The following is a 19,435-nucleotide window of genomic DNA, read 5'->3' as shown; positions in this document are numbered from 1 at the left end:
AGGCGGTCAAACTCATTTGCGGGAAAAACAAGCTCTATTCGTGGGCTAGATCGATCAAATAAGTGGATCGTTGGTTTGGACTTTAAAACGACGCAAGAAGTTCCTGATAACGGTCTCCAGGATCATCTAAAGGCAGTCGAAGCATCGTCTAGTTTTTTTGGGTGATTAAACGGCGCTTCGAAAGTCTGATCTACCCAAAAGAATAGGAAGCTATTCGGAATAGCCCAAGGAGCGTTGTGTCCTGCACGGTATATAGACCGTTAAAAGGGCGCAATTTCTTAACTTTGATTCTTTTCCCGAAGAGGAGACAAACATGATTAAACGTCGCCAAGTTGCCACGCCTTTGGCTGCTTTCTTTTGTACCTTTGCGATCTCCGCAACGGCTCAGGATTTCGATCCGACATCGCTATCGACCTACGGCAGCAAGCCGAACATCATTCTGATCGTATCAGATGATACCGGGTATTGGGATCTTGGCGCATATCATGGTGGCGCAGCGCGTGGCATGGACACCCCCAACCTTGATCAAATGGCCAAGCAGGGGATGATGTTCACGGACTTCTACGCTCAATCCTCTTGCACGCCGGGGCGTGCAGCAATGCAGACTGGGCGTTACCCGAACCGCTCGGGCATGACGACGGTCGCTTTTCAGGGGCAAGGTGGTGGTTTGCCGGCGGCAGAATGGACGATTGCGTCTGTTTTGAAGCAGGCTGACTACAACACTTACTTCATGGGTAAGTGGCATCTCGGTGAAGCAGAATACGCCATGCCAATTGCCCATGGCTACGACAAGATGGAGAACACATTCCTGTATCACCTGAACGCGTACACATATGCTCTGGACGACTGGAATGTGCAGATGTCCGATGATCAGCGGGCATTTTACAAAGAGAACACCACTGGTGTCTTCGAAGGTGTAGCTGGAGAACCCGCCAAAGAAGTGCTGACCATTGAAGACATGACAACCGCTGATCTGGCTGCGCTGGACAAGATCGGTGCAGAAAAGGCGGTGGCGGAACTGGAGCGTCTTGCTGGCCTGGACCAGCCGTTCTTCATGTCTATCAACTGGGCTGCGAACCACCAGCCCAACCTGCCGTCGCCTGATTTTGTGGGCAAGTCGGCAGTAAAGAACAAGTATGGCGACAAGGTGGTCGAGCTTGACTTTCACACTGGTCAAATCCTCGACAAGGTGGAAGATCTCGGAATTGGGGAAAACACCCTGATCATTTACACTGTCGATAATGGCGCGTGGCAGGACGTGCATCCTGATGCCGGCATGACACCGTTTCGCGGCACTAAGGGAACCGACCGGGAAGGAGCGTACCGCGTACCGTTCTTCGCCAAATGGACAGGAAAAATTGCGCCGGATTCGAAGTCGAGCGACATTACCGGTGGCACTGACTTGATGGCCACTTTTGCCAGCCTTGCTGGAGTGCCACTGCCAACCGAAGACCGGGAAGGTCAGCCCACAATCTTTGACAGCATCGACATGGCGCCGGTTCTGTTCGGAGAGGCTGATCCGCAGCGATACTCTTGGGCGTACTTCACCGAAAACGAGCTCACACCAGGTGCCATACGTGTTAACGAATGGAAGGCTGTCTTCAACATGCGTGGCTACAACGGCGCGCGGGCCGGCTCCGAATCCCCGGCGGCCGAACTAGGATGGCGTGGTGCAGAGAAATACATCGCAACTGTGCCGCAGGTGTTCAACCCGTGGGAGGATCCGATGGAGCGCTATGACATCTTCATGACCACCGGGCGTGAGAACACCTGGACGTTGCCGACACTGGCCGGTGAGCTTGATCGACTGGTAAAAACCTACATCGAATTCCCGCCGCGCCCTGTACAGAGCGAATCCTATGCAGGTCCGATCACGCTCACTGGTTACCAGCGTTTCCAGAACGTCCGGGACCAGCTGGAAAAAGACGGGTTCTCGCTGAGCCTTCCAACCGGGAATTGATGCAAATGGTTGGGGCGTCGCCATGCGACGCCTCGACACTTCGATGACACAGTCGAGTGGGTCAAGGAGTAGCAAGGTGCAGACCAATCTGAAGGCTTCAGGTACAAATGTAACTTCGACCCGGAATTTCCTTGCCAGGTTCTTCTTTAGCCTTTTCGTTTTTCTGGGAGTATCTACTGCAACAGGTAATCCTGTGGTTGCACAGGAGAACGACGCGGCCTCAACAGCAGCTCAGGCGAATAATCCGCTTGCAAATTTCAAAGCGGTCAACGTTCAGAACTATTATATTGGCGATATTTCCGGAACGGACCAAACTGGCAATCAGTTTTGGCTCAGGTATGCGCAACCTTTGAGCTTGGGGAACACAAATTGGGTTCTGAGGGCCTCTTTGCCTTTAAATTCATTCCCGGCACAAAGTGGGAAAACGACGGGCGTTGGTGACCTCAACGTTTTTGCCGCTTACCTTATAGATATTGGAAATCCGGCTGTTAGCTTTGGTGTTGGTCCTCAATTAACCGCGCCAACAGGTTCGACGGATGGGTCCGGATCTAAAAAATGGTCAGCCGGTATCGCGAACGTATTGTTCAACGCGTCGTCACCGATATTCCAATACGGTTACCTTCTGACTTGGCAAGCCAGTTTTGCCGGAGACAATGATGCAAAGGATGTAAATATCGGAGCTTTTCAACCTTTTCTGTTCTACCAACTCGGTGGAGGGACATACCTAAGGTCCGCGCCAATAATGACCTACGATTTTGAATCGGACAGCTATAATGTGCCAATCGGATTGGGTATAGGGCAAGTTTTCAAAAAGAAGGACATCACCTACAACGTCTTTGTCGAACCGCAGTACTCAGTTGCGAGCAAAGGGCCAGGGCAGGCAAAATGGCAGATCTTTGCTGGCTTCAATACTCAATTTTGAAGGTAATGCCTTTTTCCAACTACCTCCATGTCGGTCGCTCTCGCGTTGTGAGGTCTTTCACTGCACCAAAATCCAATGCCTGTTAGTTAGTGTCAGTTTTCCATCGTCTCAATCGGAGCAAAAAAGAAAAAGAGGCTGAACTCTCAGCCTCTTTCAAGATTTACCTATAGGGCCTTGGCCCGACGGGCCGCCTCTTTTATCGTCTTCTCAATGCAAAACCGGAAACAACCCAGCCTCCGGTCAGCGGCTGTTAGGCTTCGAGGATGTCATCATCCTCGGCGGCACTCGGCGGCATGTCAAAGTCCAGCCCATGAGCCGCACGAATCTTGTCTTCGATGTCCAACGCTATGCGGCTGTTGTCACGCAGGTATTGTTTAGCGTTCTCACGACCCTGCCCGATCCTCTCGTCACCGTAACTGAACCACGATCCAGACTTTTCGACCACACCGGCTTTGACACCCAGATCCAGAAGTTCGCCCATCTTGCTGATGCCTTCACCATACATGATGTCGAATTCCACCTGCTTGAAGGGTGGCGCAACCTTGTTCTTCACAACCTTGACGCGGGTCTGGTTGCCGACGACTTCATCCCGGTCCTTGATCGCGCCGATGCGGCGGATGTCCAGACGGACCGAACTGTAGAATTTCAGTGCATTACCGCCAGTCGTTGTCTCGGGGCTGCCAAACATCACGCCGATTTTCATCCTGATCTGGTTGATGAAAATGACCATGCAGTTTGAGCGGCTGATCGAACCCGTCAGCTTCCGCATCGCCTGACTCATCAGACGGGCCTGTACGCCAACACTGCTGTCCCCCATGTCGCCTTCCAGTTCGGATTTCGGTGTCAGCGCCGCAACCGAATCGACCACGACCATGTTGACCGCACCAGAACGCACAAGCGTATCGGTGATTTCCAGCGCCTGCTCACCGGTATCGGGCTGCGAGATCAGAAGTTCGTCCAGATCAACGCCCAGCTTGCGGGCATATTGCGGATCCAGCGCGTGTTCGGCATCAACAAAGGCACAGACGCCGCCGCGTTTTTGTTGTTCCGCGATACAATGCAGCGTCAGAGTCGTCTTGCCCGAGCTCTCCGGGCCGTAAATCTCGACAATCCGCCCCATCGGCAGGCCGCCAATTCCCAACGCAATATCCAACCCGAGCGAGCCGGTCGAGCTCGCTTCGATATCCTGCGTGGCACCTTCGCCCAGCTTCATGATCGAGCCTTTGCCGAACTGCCGTTCGATCTGGGCCAGCGCACTGTCGAGCGCCTTTTGCTTGTCTGCGTTTTTCTTGTCGCTCATTGTCAGAAGATCCGCCATTATCCTGTCGCCTTCCCTTTTGTCACACCCTTGATCGGGCGGCAATCGCTGCTTTGTTCGCCTCTTGTTCTTTATGGGACCAAAAAGTGAACATTTCAATAAAAACTTACAGGATTTAGTCTTCTGCAATTGTGTTAAGGAGTCGTTTACGACAATCTGCGCGCATAGCCGTGTGACAGTTGGAGCAATTAAATGCTTGTTTTCTTTGAGGAACGCCTTGCCTTCCTTGCTGTTCCTAAAACCGGCAGCACGGCGTATCACAAGGCGTTGAGGGATCGCGCTGACCTTGTCGTCACGCACCCGCCAGAGCTAAAGCACGCTCCGGTGCGCAGATATGATCGGTTTTTCCAGAATATTTTTCTGAAGATGTACGATACCGAGATGGAAATCATGGCTGTAGTTCGCGAACCCGTAGACTGGCTGGGTAGCTGGTATCGATTTCGCAGTCGCGCAGACCTGGCCGGCCACGCCCATTCAACCGGAGACATGAATTTTGACGCGTTCGTGCAGGCCTATATGACAAATCCGCGCCCAGATTTTGCCGATGTTGGCAGCCAAAGCCAGTTTTTCCGTACCCGCAGCAATGGTCGAGGCGCCACTCATATCTTCAAATACGAGCATCAGGGCAAAATTCTCGACTTCTTGCAAGCGCGTCTGAATGTACAAATCGACCTGCCACATGAGAATGTATCACCATCGGGTGACCTGACACTGACGCCTGAGACTCTGCAGAGATTTCGAAGAAGGCACGCAGAGGAATTCGCGCTCCACGACGCAGCCTTGTAAGAAGATCAATTCAGCTGCTGAAAAACCGCTTCGGTCAACTGGTTGAGTGAAAACGGCTTGGGCAGGAAGGTCGAATTGGCGATTTCGGGCCCTGAATCCCCAAACGCGCCTTCGGTATAACCCGATACGAAGACCACACGGGCATCCGGGCGTGTTTCCCGAGCTTTCCGCACCCAGGTCGGCCCATCCATGCCGGGCATGACCACATCCGTTACAAATACATCAACGTTCAAAGTCGAATCCTCCAGAAGGCGCAATGCTTCCTCGGCCGAATCCGCCTCCAGCACGGTATAGCCTTTAAGCCGCAAGGCCCGGGTCGCGAAGGCGCGGACCGGAGCTTCGTCTTCAACCAGAAGTACCACGCCTTCTCCTTGGCGCGCACTTTGTGCTTCGGGTTGAGCCGGAGAGTTCTGCTCAGCTTCTGCCACCGTGGCACAAACCGGCAGGAATACCGTGAATTCGGTGCCTCGATCCACAGCGCTGTCTACAAAGATGAAACCGCCTGTCTGCTTGACGATGCCGTAGGCCGTCGAAAGCCCGAGTCCCGTGCCCTCACCCGTGCGCTTTGTCGTGTAGAAGGGTTCGAAAACCTTTTGCAGTTTGTCGCAAGGTATCCCTACACCGCTGTCCACGACCCTGACCGTAACGTACTCCCCAGGCTTTACGGTTGCCCTGTCGCGACTGAGCGGTTGCGTCAGGTTCAACACCTCGGTCTCGATACGTATTTCGCCCCCGTCCGGCATGGCGTCGCGCGCGTTGACGACCAGGTTCATCAGCACCTGTTCCAACTGCCGTTTGTCCGCCCGAACCGGCTTTAATACTGGATCATGGCTGAGAGTCAGTTGAACTTTCTCGCCAACCAACCGGTTCAACAAGTGAATTAGGTCCGAGATCGTGTCCCGCAAATCCAGAACTTCGGGCCTGAGGGTCTGTTTGCGCGAGAATGCGAGAAGCTGGCTGACCAACGCAGCGGCCCGGTTGGCGTTCTGATTGATCTGCACCAGATCCCCGTAGTCCGGGTCATTCTGATCGTGGCGCAACAATAGCAGATCGCAGTGCCCGGAAATGGCTGTCAGCAGGTTGTTGAAATCATGTGCAACCCCGCCAGCCAGCTGGCCCACAGCTTGCATTTTCTGCCCTTGAACGAATTGAGCTTCCAGAGTTTTCAACTCGGTCGCATCATTCAGAACCGCAATCAGAGAAATCTTGCCATCAACAACAACACGGCTCAACGTGACCTGCACAAAGATCTCTTTGTCTTTTCTGGTCAACTGAAGAAACTCAGAACGTTGGGCTTCTTCTTCCGAGGCTGTGCGCGCAAGCCAGTCCAGAATGGGGCGCCCCAGGCCCCGCATGATATAAGTGATATTGGTGCCTTCGAGGTTTTCGTTTCCCAGCAGCTTATTCGCCAACCTGTTGGCATTCAGAATGGCCCCCTCGGGAGAAAGAGTAAGAACCGGAACCGGAAGGTCTGCAAAAGACGAACTGGCCCCGGGTGCCGGAGTCTGGATGAGCGGCACCAAACCAAGGCTTCGCTCTTTGCTGGTACGGGAAAGTTCAGTCACAGCAACCTGAATCATCCCGTCCAGTGACTTGATTATGTTCGAAGCTCCGATCTGTGGGTCAGCATCACAGAAGATGTCGCGAACACCACCGGGACGGGACCCAAGCAACCTTTTTGCCGCCGGATTTGGACACACCACATCATTCGCGCATCCTATTGTCAGAACCGGCAAATTGATCGACTGCCAGCTTCCATGGTCTGACTGGTGAAACCGCCAGCAAAAAATGTCGGGGGCCAATTGAAGCACAGTTACACTGTTCGTGTTTCCCCTGATCCAGTAGTCTTCCTTAGCCCGCCCGAGTGATCGGGCCTGAGATTGCAACCTCAACAAAACCACCTGAGGGTTTGGGAAAGTTGATCCGAGGCAGCATGCAAGGCTGGCTCCTTTTGCCGCCCCAAACTGGTTTCGTGCTGGTGTGTTGGACGCCAGAATGTCGCCATAGGCATTGGCGATCAGGAAAGGTGATTCTTCCTGTTCCACAAAGGCGGCCATTACGGCAGTGGCTTGTTGCGCTTGCCTGGCAGCAACCTGACCCTTGATCACGACGCACAACGTTACGAACAGAACGGACATTCCCGCGACCATCATGCCCATGGTCCAATCCGGTGGCAGCAGCCCGACCACAGGTGCGAAACTGATCAATAATGCCAACCCCACCAACGACCAAAGACGAGAGGCAGAGGGCGTTTGGACAAGGGAAGGGTCACTGAAAAATTCTGCTGTGTCAGACATAAACGGCTCGGGCGCAAAGTTATCGGCTATAACGGCCAAAATTGGTTAATACCCGCTTAACGGTGTTCGAAATGCGACCGTCTACCCTAGGTTGTTATTTCCCGAAAACTTAGCGCGTCAAGTGCGACGTGAAGAACCCATCAGATTCGTGTGTTACGCGCCACGCCTTCCGGTAGGTTTCTCTCCACCCGAAATGGCGTTCCAGAAAATCGGCTATGATCGAACCGTTTTCGTCCATCAGAACCGAACAAGTTGCGTAAGCCAACAGGCCGCCCGGTCGCACCAAAGGCGCTATGTCAGATAAAACACGAGCCTGAATGATCGTGAGTTCCCGCAGCCGTTCCTCGGTCAACGCCCATTTCCCGGCTGGTGCCCGTCGCCAGGATCCACTGCCAGAGCACGGAGCATCCACCAAAACCACATCAAACGGATCAAGACCCGAAAGTGCAGCGGTGTTCAGGGTGGTTATCTTTGCTCCTGCTCGCTCTGCCCGGGTCGGGATGTCTTTCATTCGGCCAGGATTCACATCATGCGCGAACACCTCAACGCCCTCGTATGCTGCCAGAGCCAGCGCCTTGCCACCGCCACCCGCGCAATAATCTAGAACACGCATTCCCGGCCGCAGATCCAGCGAGGCCACAACAGCCTGGCTTGCGGCGTCCTGAAGCTCGATCAGGCCCCGGGCATAAGCCTGGCTTTGGGCAATGCGCCGGGCCCCTTCTGTCACTTTAAGGGCAGTGCGGCAAATCTGAACCGGATGGGCGACAATACCCTCGGACTTCAAGGCTTCGATGGCATCGTTCGGATCGGTTTTATGGAAGTTGACCCGTAAATGAACGGGTGCCCGGTTCTGCAAAGACATTGCACAAGGAACCAAAGCGTCGTTCAGAGAGGCAGCAAACCGAGGCCAAAGCCACTCCGGAATGTCATATTTCTCGGCTTCGGACGCGAAATCCCGCGCCGTTTCCGTTTCCTGAACCGGCATCGGAGCGTGACGATTGCCGGTGAACAACTCGGCCAGATCACCGCCTGACGCACGCGTCGCACCGATCATCAAACCGCGTCCGGTATCGGACCCTCCCAACGCCGCGTACGAGCGCTGGCGTCGCAACGCGTCGAATACGTGATCGCGAATGGCCGCTCGATCCTTGGATCCGGCAAAGCGACTGCGCCGCGCCCAGCCTGTCAGAGCTTTTTCCACCGGTGCGCCAGACAGGATGTCATCTAGAATTTCAATCGAGGCCTGAACTCGGGCAGCGGGCGTCATCGCGAAATACCTCGGCAGAAACAGGCCTCGATGGGCCGATCCAATTGACAGCACGACACCCGGTCGTGGGTGCCGTGTATCTTGTTCAATGACTTACATTACCCGGTAGTTCGGGCTCTCACGTGTAATCTGTACATCATGCACGTGGCTTTCTTTTAGACCCGCGCCCGTGATCTTCACGAAGTTGCAGTTCTTGCGCATCTCTTCAACAGTTGCGCAGCCCGTGTAACCCATCGCAGCACGCAAGCCGCCAACAAGCTGGTGGATCACGGCACTGGCAGAGCCTTTGTAGGGCACCTGCCCTTCGATGCCTTCGGGCACCAGTTTGTCATTGGCCGCGTCCTTCTGGAAATAGCGATCCGCGGATCCGCGCGCCATTGCGCCCAGACTGCCCATCCCGCGATAGGATTTGAACGAACGACCCTGATACAGGATCACCTCACCCGGGCTTTCGTCGGTGCCTGCAATCATCGACCCGACCATGGCACAGGATGCACCGGCTGCAATCGCTTTTGCAAAGTCACCCGAGAACTTGATGCCACCATCAGCAATGACCGGAACATCGCCCGCTGCTGCCGCACAATCGCCAATCGCCGTCAGCTGAGGAACACCAACGCCTGCCACCATCCGAGTGGTACAGATCGAGCCCGGACCAATACCCACCTTGATCGCGTCGGCGCCCGCATCGATCAACGCTTTGGTTGCCTCGCCGGTCGCCACGTTTCCGGCAATGATCTGAACCTCGTTCGACAGGGTTTTAACCCGCCTCACAGCGTCCAGCACGCCCTGAGAATGACCATGAGCGGTATCAACGACGATGATGTCGACACCCGAATCCACCAATTGCTCGGACCGTTCGAAACCGGCATCGCCGACCGACGTCGCGGCAGCAACCCGCAAGCGACCCAGACGGTCCTTGCACGCGGTTGGGTTCAAAACAGCCTGCTCTGTATCTTTCAGCGTCAGAAGACCAGTCAGCTTACCGCCACCATCCACAACCAGCAGCTTTTCGATCCGACGAGCCCGCATCAGGCTTTTGGCTTCTTCCAGATCGGCAGGTTCCTGCAGCATCGCCAGATTTTCCGAAGTCATCATCGCGTGCACCGGCGTATCGTCCGAATTTGCAAAGCGCATGTCGCGGTTGGTCAGAATACCCACCACGCGGCCCTGCTCGTCCACGACCGGAAAACCGGTGAAGTTATAGCGCTGCACCAGCGCGTTGGCGTCGGCCAATGTCTGGTCCACCCGCAACGTCACGGGATTATAGACAATACCGGATTCAAACCGTTTGACCCGGCGGACTTCGCGCGCCTGTTCATCCACCGAAAGGTTCTTGTGAACGACACCGATACCCCCCGCCTGTGCCATGGCAATGGCCATGCGCGCCTCGGTCACGGTGTCCATGGCCGAACTCAGCAATGGGATGTTCATGGTGATCTCGCGCGTCACACGCGTAGTGGTATCTGCCGTTGCCGGAAGCACAGAAGATGCGCCCGGAACCAGGAGAACGTCGTCAAAGGTGAGTGCCTCACGAATCTGCATTTGAATACCCCATGCAAAAGCCCGTTTGGCGGTGACCCTATTACATGGATTGAACCAAAGGGAAAGCCCTTGGGGGCAACTCTGTGGCTCTGGTTGCCGAAGCAGTCGAAGAAAACGACGCTCGTTGTTCAGATCGTGCCGCTGATAGCCCTTTCCCTTTGCGCTCAAACCCATATCTTGCCCGGAACACGCGCGAATATGAAAAGGTATGTCACTGATGACCACCGACCCTCTTGTCGTCTTCACCCCGTCCGGAAAACGTGGGCACTTCCCCGTCGGCACCCCTATTCTGACGGCAGCCCGTCAATTGGGGGTGGATCTGGATTCGGTCTGTGGGGGCCGCGGCATCTGTTCAAAGTGCCAGATCACACCCAGCTATGGCGAATTTCCCAAGCACGGCGTCACGGTGTCCGAGGGCGCGCTGAGCGCATGGAACGCGGTTGAACAGCGTTATGACGACAAGCGCGGTTTGAAACCGGGCCGCCGTCTGGGCTGCCAGGCCTCTGTTCAGGGCGACGTGGTGATCGACGTACCGCCGGAAAGCCAGGTACATCGTCAGGTCGTTCGCAAGGCGGCCGCCGCACGCGCCATCACGATGGACCCGGCCACACGCCTTTATTTCGTTGTGGTGGAAGAGCCCGACATGCACTCGCCCACCGGCGATCTGGAACGGCTGGAGCGGGCGTTGCGCGAGCAGTGGGACATCGAAGCCGTCACGGCGGACCTGACGTTGATGTCCAAACTTCAACCGGTGCTGCGCAAGGGTAAATGGGAAGTCACCGTGGCGGTTCACAAAGGTCACAAGGACAGCGTGGCGCGTATCGTCGAAATCTGGCCCGGCCTGCATGAAGGCGGGCTGTATGGTCTGGCCATCGACCTTGGCTCGACCACAATCGCCGCACATCTGACCGATCTGGAAACCGGCGAGGTCAAGGCTTCCTCTGGCCTCATGAATCCACAGATCCGCTTTGGTGAAGACCTGATGAGCCGCGTTTCGTATTCCATGATGAACCCCGGCGGCGATCGGGAAATGACCAAGGCAGTGCGCGAGGCGATCAACGACCTGGCCACATCGATTGCCGAAGAGGCAGGCATTGACACCTCTCTGATCGTGGAAACGGTGTTCGTCTGCAACCCGGTCATGCATCACTTGCTGCTGGGGCTGGACCCGGTGGAACTGGGTCAGGCGCCGTTTGCGCTGGCAACGTCGGAAAGCATGTCGCTGCCCGCGCGCGAGATGGATCTGAAAACCATGAATCCACGCGCGCAGGTCTACATCCTGCCCTGTATCGCGGGCCATGTGGGCGCAGATTGCGCGGCGGTTGCCCTGTCCGAAGAACCCGGCAAGTCCGAAGATCTGGTTCTGATCGTCGACGTCGGCACCAACGCCGAAATCCTGCTGGGCAATACCAGCCGCGTGCTCGCCTGTTCCTCGCCCACCGGGCCTGCCTTCGAAGGTGCTCAGATCAGTTCTGGCCAGCGCGCTGCGCCCGGCGCAATCGAGAGAATCGAGATCGACCCTGTCACCAAGGAACCCAGGTTCCGCGTCATCGGGTCCGAGAAGTGGTCGGACGAAAAAGGCTTTGATCAGGAGATCGCCACAACCGGGATCACGGGCATCTGCGGATCCGGAATCATCGAGGCAGTGGCCGAGATGCGTATCGCAGGCCTGCTGGACGAAGGCGGCCTGATCGGATCAGCGGAACAGACCGGCACTGCCCGTTGCGTGCCTGAAGGTCGCACACACGCCTACCTGATCCACGATGCCAGCGCCGATGGTGGCCCCCGCATCACGGTCACGCAGGGTGACATCCGTGCTATCCAGCTTGCGAAATCTGCCTTGTACGCAGGTGCACGCCTGCTGATGGACGAAATGAATGTCGAAAAGGTGGATCGCGTGGTTCTGGCCGGTGCGTTCGGCGCGCATATCTCGACCAAACACGCCATGGTGCTGGGAATGATACCAGATGCGCCGCTGGAGAAAGTCTCGAGCGCGGGCAACGCCGCAGGTACCGGCGCGCGGATTGCACTGTGCAATATCGGATCGCGCGCCGAGATCGAACGCGTCGTGCGCGAGATCACCAAGATCGAAACCGCCATTGAGCCGAAGTTTCAGGATCACTTCGTGGCCGCCAATGCGATCCCGCACAAGACGGATCCGTTCCCGGAACTGGCCCAAGTTGTCACACTGCCCAACCCAAGCTTCAACACCGGCGGCGAGACCGAAGCAGGTGGCGGACGGCGTCGCAGGCGGCGCGGATGAACCAGTAGCAGAACGACCTGTGGGCACTCCTTGGGTCGTTCGCCCCACATATGTCAGATCGATGTTTGCACCTCGTCCAGCGACGTGACGCCAAGCTGGGCCATGGCGATGCTCATTTCTTCGCTGAGTATCGACCATAGCTGCTCGAGGCCCTCTTCGCCTTCGGCCGCAATTGCAAACTGAAGGATGCGGCCGAAAAAGGTGAAGTCCGCCCCATTCGAAAGTGCCTTGAGAGCGTCTTCACCAGAACGTAGTCCACTGTCGTAGAAAAGCGGGTAATCCGGACCCACGGCCTTGCGGATCTCGGGCAGAACCGTGATCGGCGCGGGCGCACTTTCCAACTGGCGTGCACCATGGCTTGAGACCTGAATGGCGTCCACGCCTGCTGACTTGAGCCTTTGCGCGTCGCCTGCATCCAATACGCCTTTGACCACCAGCTTCCCGGCCCACTGATCGCGCAGGCGGGCCAATGTCTCCCACGTGGCCTTGGCGCGACTTTCGGTCCGGTCGAAATCGTAGCCATCCATGTGGAAATTCGCCATTTCCGGCTTGCCTTTCAGCAGGACCGGCAAGGACCACCGAGGGTGCAAGGCAAAATCCATCACCTGCTTGGGACCCATTTTGAAGGGCATCTTGAACCCATGGCGCAGTTCGCGCGGGCGTCGGCCAACCTCGGGCACATCCACGGTCAAAACCAGTGTCTCGTACCCCGCTGCCTTGGCGCGATCGACAAGCTTGAACGTGCCGCTGCCATCGCCGCTGAAGTACAGCTGGAACCAGGCATGGCCTTCAGCTTCGACGATCAGATCCTCCATCGCGGTCGAGGCGACAGTCGAAACCCCGAGCGGCACTTCATGGCGTGCGGCGATGCGGGCCAGCATCAAGTCGGCACCCGGCGCGGACAAATTGCACATGCCCATCGGAGCGATACCGAACGGGCGTCTCGCGGGCCGGTCGAACAAGGAACTTGCAAGAGATCTTTCGCTAACGTCTCGCAAGATACGCGGGTGCAAGGTCATTGCATCCAAAGCGGACCGATTGCGACCGGCACCCACCTCGACCCCGGCCGCACCATCAATATAGTCGAACACCATCCACGGAAGACGCCGCCGCGCCAGGCGGCGGGCGTCCTCGGCGCAATGGATGGCGCTTGCGCCCATCAGGCCTGAACGGCCTTCATGAATCGGTCGCGGATGACGACCGGATCCATCGTGATCGGCGGCATCTTGGCATTGCCGCTTTCGCACTTGCTGACGATGATGGTCATCTGTTTGGCATCCAGCGCCTCTTGCAGCACACGTCCGGTGTCTTCGGCGGCGCATTCGATCACGCGCTCACACCCGGCGGCCTCGGCCATCTTGGCCAGCGAGGTCTTCTGCCCCGCATAGGTCGGTTGATCCCCGGTGGAGCCGTAAGAGCCATTGTCAACAATCAGCAGGATATAGTTGTCAGCCACGTTGTTTGCGATGGTCGGCAGGGTGCCCAAATTGGTCAGGATCGAGCCATCCCCGTCGATCACGATCACCGGTTTCGGCTGCGACAGCGCCAGCCCAAGACCGATCGAAGACGCCAGCCCCATGGTGCCAAGCATGTAGAAGTTGGTTGGCTGGTCGTCGATGGCATGCAGTTCCTGGCTGGGGATGCCGATATTGCAGACCACCAGTTGAGACCGCAGGATCGGAGCGATTTCCTTCAGAATTTCAGAACGGATCATTGGTCGCCATAGCCTCCCCAGAAATTGGCGTCGGTCAGGATGGCGACCGGCTTGTTGCACATGAATGTGTATTTCAGGATCGCGTCGAGCTCCTCGACATCCGCCTGATGGTGGAAGTGGTAGGTCGGGATGTTCAACTGAGACAACAGCGCCTTGGTGTGAACGGCCATCTCGACCTGGCAGGCAATGGGTTCGCGCAGCTCGCCCCGGTACGAGATCAGCATCGGCAGCGGCATCCGGTAATACTGGATCAGCGTCGCCAGCGTGTTGATCGTGACCCCGATCGCGGTGTTCTGCATGATGATCGCGGGACGCTTGCCGCCCATCCACGCCCCGGCGCACAGGCCCATCCCTTCGTCTTCCTTGTTGGACGGGATGTGATAGATGCCATCACGCTCATCGATTTCCGCGATGACACCTGCCAATTGCTTGCACGGGACAGTGGTGACAAACGAGATATCGTTCGCCACCAGATCGTCGGTGATCTTTTTGTCTATGTTCATGATCCAGCTTTTGGTCCTGTTTGGGGCGCTAGACGCGCGATTGATGAATTCAGGCCCTTCGGTGCACGTGCACGGCACAGGGGGCGTGGCGGACGACGCGCGAGGCGGTCGATCCCAGGAAGTAGTCGCTCAGGTCCGGCTTGTGCGAGCCGATTACGATACAGTCGACATTGTTGCTTCTGGCGTAGTCGATGATAGAGCGCGCGGTATGGCCTTTGACAATCTCGGACGTCACCCCATCAAGCCCTTCGACTTTTTGCAGCAATTGCAAACGGGCCCGTTCGAAGCCTTCAGCGACAACGGATTTGTCCAGATAGGCGCTGACCGATCCCTGAGGCATCTCGTAGACGTGCAGCGCAATTATTTCCGCGCCCTTACCTGACAAGGCCCGCGCGATTTCCAGCGTGTGTTGCGATATGCCGTGATCCAAAGCTAACGGGACCAGTATTTTTGTGTACATGAAGGTCTCCAGTTCTGTCAGTTCTATACCCAGGGCCTAAGGATAATCTTGGGTGCGGCCACAGCGCCAGATCGGATATCGCAAAACGCTTGCGCGCCGTCGGCCAGGGCTCGTTCTTCAATCCAATCCAGAGCCCCCAGCCGCCCGTCAAAGATAGCCTGAGCCGTCTGGCGAAAGTCTTTGGCGGTGTATGTGTAAGTCCCGATGAATGTGATTTCCTGTAAGGTCATCCGACGAATGTCCAGACCACCGGTATCTTCACCCAAACCAACATGCGCGATCACGCCCCCCGGCACGGCCAGGGCCGAGGCAACTGACCGCGTCACGGCATATCCCACAGCGTCTATGACCAACGGGTAAGTCCCTTTGGCTGAACCCTCCAACGCAAAACTTTCGATTTTCGCCAAGTAGTTCCGACGCAGCTCATTTGGTTCCGCGATGGTAACATCGTCGACGCCCATTGCTCGCAAGGCCAAGGCCGCCGCAAGGCCGATGGCCCCACCGCCGATCACCAATGCGCGACGGTCCATCGCTGGATGCAGAGCCGCGATCCCTAGCCGGGCAGTATGCCAGCTTACCGCCAAAGGTTCAGCCAGCGCAGCTTTCGCAAACGAAATACCTTGCGGTACTTCGACAAGATTGCTGGCAGGCATGGTGACATATTGAGCAAACGCCCCTTCACGCGGCGGCATCGAGATGATCTGGCGATCCGGGCACAGGTTTTCACGACCAGCAAGGCAGGCCGCGCATTGACCGCAGCTGACCAGCGGGTTGATTGTCACACGATCACCGGCGCGTTTCCCGTCAACAATCACACCAGCTGCCTCGTGCCCAAGGATCAGGGGCGCCGGACGACGCGCATCATGGCCCAGATAGGCGTGCATGTCCGACCCGCAGATGCCGACCGCCTCGACCCGGATAAGGTGTTCCGAAGCCCCCGGTTGGGCATCCGGCACATCACCGAACACCATCTGTTCCACACCTTGATAAACCAGCGCCTTCATTTGGCCGTGAACCCTCCATCAACCATAAGAACCTGCCCAGTGACGTAGTCGGACGCTTTTGAGCACAAAAACAGAATCGGCCCATTGATGTCCTGCATCTGTCCATTGCGCCCAATGCAGGTTTGTGCGGCGTTCCGCTCTGCGCGTTCGGGGTCGTCGAATACGGCCTGCGTCAGTTCGGTGGGAAAGAAACCCGGACCAATCGCATTGGCGGTAATGCCGAAGGGCGACCATGCCTCGGCCATCGCCCGGGTCAGTTGTCCGATCCCGGCCTTGGCGGCCCCATATGCAATTCCGCCCGGAAACGCGCGCGTTGTTTGCAGCGAGGCAAAATTGACGATACGCCCCCACCCCTTCTTTTTCATCTCGGGCACCATGGCCTGACTGAGGAAAAACGGCGCGCTGAGGTTCAGGGAAAGCGTGGTATCCCATCCTTCAGGAGTAACATCGTCGGCAGCCTCGCGTGTGTTGACCCCAGCCGCATGTACAATGATGTCCGGTGCTCCAAACTTCGAGTTGATCGTCTGCACCAGCTCGCCCATTCCGTCACGATCCGAAACATCGGCGATCACCGCTTCTGCGCTGTCGCCGATCTCGGCCTGCATCTGCGCCAGGGCGTCGCCGCGCCGGGCCACGCCGACAACATTCGCGCCGGCTGCGGCAAGCGTCCGCGCCACCTGCCGCCCCAGCCCCGAACTGGCGCCGGTAATACAAGCCACCCGGCCCGTCAGGTCAAACAAAACGCGCGGGTCATCCATCAGCGGTCAAATCGAACTGTTCATCAGGGAAATACTTGGCCAGACGCACATCCGCCGCACGGGCATGACCTTCCATACCTTCCAGTCGGGAAATCCGTGCGGTGGCTTCGGCGATGGATTTCGATCCTTCACGCGTGGCCCGCTGCCAGGTGACGATCTTCATGTATTTGTGAACGCTCAAACCACCGGTATAGCTGGCCGCACCTGACGTTGGCAGAACATGGTTCGTCCCGGTTGCCTTGTCTCCGTATGAAACTGTTGTCTCTTCGCCCAAAAACAGCGAGCCATAACACGTCAAGCGATCCAGCCACCAATCCAGATCCTCGGCCTGAACCGTCAGGTGCTCTGGTGCATATTCATCGGAACAGGCGGCCATCTCTTCACGGTCGGAACAGACAATGACTTCGGCATAGTCGCGCCACGCGGCCGAGGCATTTTCCCGGTTCAGTTCTGGCAGATCGTTGATCAAAACCGGAACCAACCCCATCACTTTCTGTGCAAGGTCGCGATCGTCCGTCACCAGCCAGACGGGCGAGTTGTACCCGTGTTCGGCCTGACTGACCAGATCGGTTGCCACCACATGGGCGTCCGCGGAACTGTCGGCTAGGATCAGGCTGTCGGTCGGACCCGCGATCATGTCGATACCAACCTTGCCGTAGAGAATGCGTTTGGCCTCGGCCACGAACTGGTTGCCCGGCCCCACGAGGATATTGGCGCGCGGCAGTCCGAAAAGGCCATAGGTCATGGCGGCCACGCCCTGTACACCGCCCATGGCCAGAATGCTGTCGGCTCCGCAAATATGCGCGGCATAGACAATAGCAGGCGCAACACCCTCGCCCGGTCGCGGAGGAGAACAGGCGGTGATATGACGGCACCCAGCGACCTTGGCCGTTGTCACTGTCATAATAGCGCTGGCGATATGGCTGTATCGCCCACCGGGAACGTAGCATCCTGCCGCATCCACCGGGATCGCCTTTTGCCCCGCAACGAAACCGGGAACGATCTCCATCTGTACGTCCGACACGGTTGCCTTCTGCGTTTCCGCAAAGCGCCGAACGTTGTCATGGGCAAACCGGATATCGGCCTTCAGCTTTTCGGGCACCAGCGCGATGGCTGCATCAATCTCGTCCTGCGTCATCAGGACATTTCCTTCGAACTTGTCGAACTTGACGGCATATTCCAGCGCCTTGGCATCGCCACCGGCCTCGATATCGGCAAGGATGGTCTTGACCGTATCATGCACCTCCGAGGCATGTGATTGAGCGGTTAAAGTCGCCTTTTTCAAATATTCACGAGGCATGTTCAGCAGGTCCTATTGGTAGATTTCAGGAAGCAAGGTAGTCGACACAGCAGGCACGTAGGCGATCAGGATCACCACGATGAGCATGGTCAATACGAAAGGAACGGCCCGCACGGCAATCTTCAGAATGGACTCACCGGTAATGCCAGATACGACGAACAGGTTCAGACCCAATGGCGGCGTGATAAAGCCCACTCCCAGCGCGGTGATCATCATGATGCAGAACTGGATTTCATTCATGCCGATATTGTCGGCCAGCGGTTTCAGGATCGGTGCCAGGATCACGATGTTTGGCGTTGTCTCCATCACACAGCCCGCTGCGATCAGGATACCGATCATCAACAGGATCAGAAGATACGGATCGTCAGTCATTGATGTCACAGATGCCACGAACCCTTGAGGAACACCCATAATCGCCAGAGCCTCGGCCAGTGGGGCCGAAAAGGCGATGATGGGCAGGATTACCCCGTTCACCTTGGCCGAACTGACCAGCATCGAAGGAAAGTCTGCCAGTGACAGAGTGCGCAGGATGAAGCCCATGACTATGGTGACAACAACGGCCGTTGCGCCCGCCTCGGTCGGCGTCAGGCGACCCGAAAAAATGCCGTAGAAGATGATCCCCGGCACGATGAATGCGTACCAGCCCGACTTTAGCGCCTTGCCCAGATTGGACAGCCATTCACCCATCGTCATCACGCCGCCGCCCTCGTAGGCATAAAGGCGGTTCATGATGATGTTGGTGATCAAGATAGACACCAAGATGGCCAGACCCGGGATCAATGCCGCCAGAAAGAGGGTCGAGGCAGATATACCCAGCACAAGCCCGATGATGATATAGGCGATCGATGGTGGGATCAGGATGCCGGTACAGGCCCCCGCCGCGACCAGAGCACAGGCGTAGGGGCGCGGATACCCGCTTTCCACCAATCGGTTGATTGTCATCCGACCAACCGCCGCCGCCCCGGCAGCATCCGACCCTGAAATCGCGGCAAACATACCGCAGACCAGAACCGTTGCCGAACCGAACCCGCCTTTGGCGAAGCACGTCAGCGCCTCGGCAACATCAAGGAATTTGCGCGACAGACCGGTCCGCACCAAAACGTCCCCGGTCAGGATGAACAATGGCACAGCCGTAAGGGCAAATGCGTCGATACCTGTGAACAGGCTTTCTCCGACCAGGCTGAGCGGCAGGTCCCCGGACATGACCAGCATCACGATCGCGGCTGTTCCAATGGCGGCCCAAACCGGCACGGCCAAGGCGATCAGACCAACGAACAGGATGACTGGCAGGTAAAAATCCCAGCCCAGTTCAACGGTTTGATTGAGGGAGTTCCAAAGCAT

At 57.0% G+C, this 19,435-nt stretch carries 16 protein-coding genes; 4 read left to right on the top strand and 12 right to left on the bottom strand.

Going from position 1 to position 19,435, the window contains the following annotated elements:
• Window positions 1–313: 313 nt before the first annotated feature.
• Window positions 314–1,960, top strand: a complete 1,647-nt coding sequence (locus tag AC2FLP_RS03915) for an arylsulfatase (RefSeq protein WP_496680604.1) — start codon at window positions 314–316, stop codon at window positions 1,958–1,960.
• Between the two features lie 76 nt (window positions 1,961–2,036).
• Entirely contained in the window at window positions 2,037–2,882 is an 846-nt protein-coding gene (locus AC2FLP_RS03910) for a hypothetical protein (RefSeq protein WP_299893536.1), read from the top strand.
• Between the two features lie 250 nt (window positions 2,883–3,132).
• Here AC2FLP_RS03910 and recA read toward each other — a convergent pair whose 3' ends face one another.
• Entirely contained in the window at window positions 3,133–4,200 is a 1,068-nt protein-coding gene (recA, locus tag AC2FLP_RS03905; protein ID WP_117868914.1) for a recombinase RecA, read from the bottom strand.
• A 192-nt stretch (window positions 4,201–4,392) separates the two neighbouring features.
• On the opposite strand from recA, the gene AC2FLP_RS03900 reads away from it, so the two are divergent.
• Entirely contained in the window at window positions 4,393–4,986 is a 594-nt protein-coding gene (locus AC2FLP_RS03900; RefSeq protein ID WP_496680606.1) for a gamma-glutamyl kinase, read from the top strand.
• A 5-nt stretch (window positions 4,987–4,991) separates the two neighbouring features.
• Here AC2FLP_RS03900 and AC2FLP_RS03895 read toward each other — a convergent pair whose 3' ends face one another.
• From AC2FLP_RS03895 to guaB, 3 genes are all read right to left on the bottom strand, one after another.
• Window positions 4,992–7,283 (bottom strand): ATP-binding protein, encoded by a 2,292-nt coding sequence (locus tag AC2FLP_RS03895; RefSeq protein WP_496680609.1) that lies wholly within the window; start codon window positions 7,281–7,283, stop codon window positions 4,992–4,994.
• A 109-nt stretch (window positions 7,284–7,392) separates the two neighbouring features.
• Window positions 7,393–8,550 (bottom strand): RsmB/NOP family class I SAM-dependent RNA methyltransferase, encoded by a 1,158-nt coding sequence (locus AC2FLP_RS03890; protein WP_496680611.1) that lies wholly within the window; start codon window positions 8,548–8,550, stop codon window positions 7,393–7,395.
• 93 nt (window positions 8,551–8,643) lie between these two features.
• Window positions 8,644–10,092, bottom strand: coding sequence for an IMP dehydrogenase (gene guaB, locus AC2FLP_RS03885; RefSeq protein ID WP_117868911.1), 1,449 nt, complete (start codon window positions 10,090–10,092; stop codon window positions 8,644–8,646).
• A gap of 217 nt (window positions 10,093–10,309) precedes the next feature.
• On the opposite strand from guaB, the gene AC2FLP_RS03880 reads away from it, so the two are divergent.
• Complete coding sequence (locus AC2FLP_RS03880; RefSeq protein ID WP_496681579.1) at window positions 10,310–12,355, top strand: ASKHA domain-containing protein; 2,046 nt, start codon at window positions 10,310–10,312, stop codon at window positions 12,353–12,355.
• A gap of 53 nt (window positions 12,356–12,408) precedes the next feature.
• Here the strand turns inward: AC2FLP_RS03880 and AC2FLP_RS03875 are convergent, their stop codons facing one another.
• Genes AC2FLP_RS03875 through AC2FLP_RS03840 form a run of 8 tightly spaced genes read right to left on the bottom strand, consistent with a single transcriptional unit; the run spans window position 12,409 to window position 19,435 of the window.
• Entirely contained in the window at window positions 12,409–13,515 is a 1,107-nt protein-coding gene (locus AC2FLP_RS03875; RefSeq protein ID WP_496680613.1) for an alpha-hydroxy acid oxidase, read from the bottom strand.
• Window positions 13,515–14,069 carry a sulfopyruvate decarboxylase subunit beta gene (comE, locus tag AC2FLP_RS03870; protein ID WP_496680616.1) on the bottom strand — a complete coding sequence of 185 codons (555 nt, stop codon included), beginning with the start codon at window positions 14,067–14,069 and terminating at the stop codon, window positions 13,515–13,517. Before comE ends, AC2FLP_RS03875 begins: the two co-directional genes overlap by 1 nt.
• Window positions 14,066–14,572, bottom strand: a complete 507-nt coding sequence (comD, locus tag AC2FLP_RS03865) for a sulfopyruvate decarboxylase subunit alpha (protein ID WP_299893549.1) — start codon at window positions 14,570–14,572, stop codon at window positions 14,066–14,068. Before comD ends, comE begins: the two co-directional genes overlap by 4 nt.
• 49 nt (window positions 14,573–14,621) lie before the next feature.
• A complete protein-coding gene (locus AC2FLP_RS03860; RefSeq protein WP_299893551.1) occupies window positions 14,622–15,032 on the bottom strand; it encodes a universal stress protein in 411 nt (136 codons plus the stop codon).
• A gap of 23 nt (window positions 15,033–15,055) precedes the next feature.
• Window positions 15,056–16,036 (bottom strand): zinc-dependent alcohol dehydrogenase, encoded by a 981-nt coding sequence (locus AC2FLP_RS03855; RefSeq protein ID WP_299893553.1) that lies wholly within the window; start codon window positions 16,034–16,036, stop codon window positions 15,056–15,058.
• Window positions 16,033–16,794: an SDR family NAD(P)-dependent oxidoreductase gene (locus tag AC2FLP_RS03850; protein WP_299893555.1), complete on the bottom strand. Its 762-nt coding sequence runs from the start codon at window positions 16,792–16,794 to the stop codon at window positions 16,033–16,035. The genes AC2FLP_RS03855 and AC2FLP_RS03850 overlap by 4 nt, the downstream gene beginning before the upstream one ends.
• Window positions 16,787–18,094, bottom strand: a complete 1,308-nt coding sequence (gene hisD / locus AC2FLP_RS03845) for a histidinol dehydrogenase (RefSeq protein ID WP_496680621.1) — start codon at window positions 18,092–18,094, stop codon at window positions 16,787–16,789. The genes AC2FLP_RS03850 and hisD overlap by 8 nt, the downstream gene beginning before the upstream one ends.
• Window positions 18,095–18,106: 12 nt before the next feature.
• Window positions 18,107–19,435 (bottom strand): TRAP transporter large permease, encoded by a 1,329-nt coding sequence (locus AC2FLP_RS03840; protein WP_299893559.1) that lies wholly within the window; start codon window positions 19,433–19,435, stop codon window positions 18,107–18,109.

This window comes from Ruegeria sp. CDSA141 (assembly GCF_059612005.1).
The sequence above is the reverse complement of the archived record's forward strand: the minus strand, read 5'-3'. Positions and strand labels throughout refer to the sequence as shown.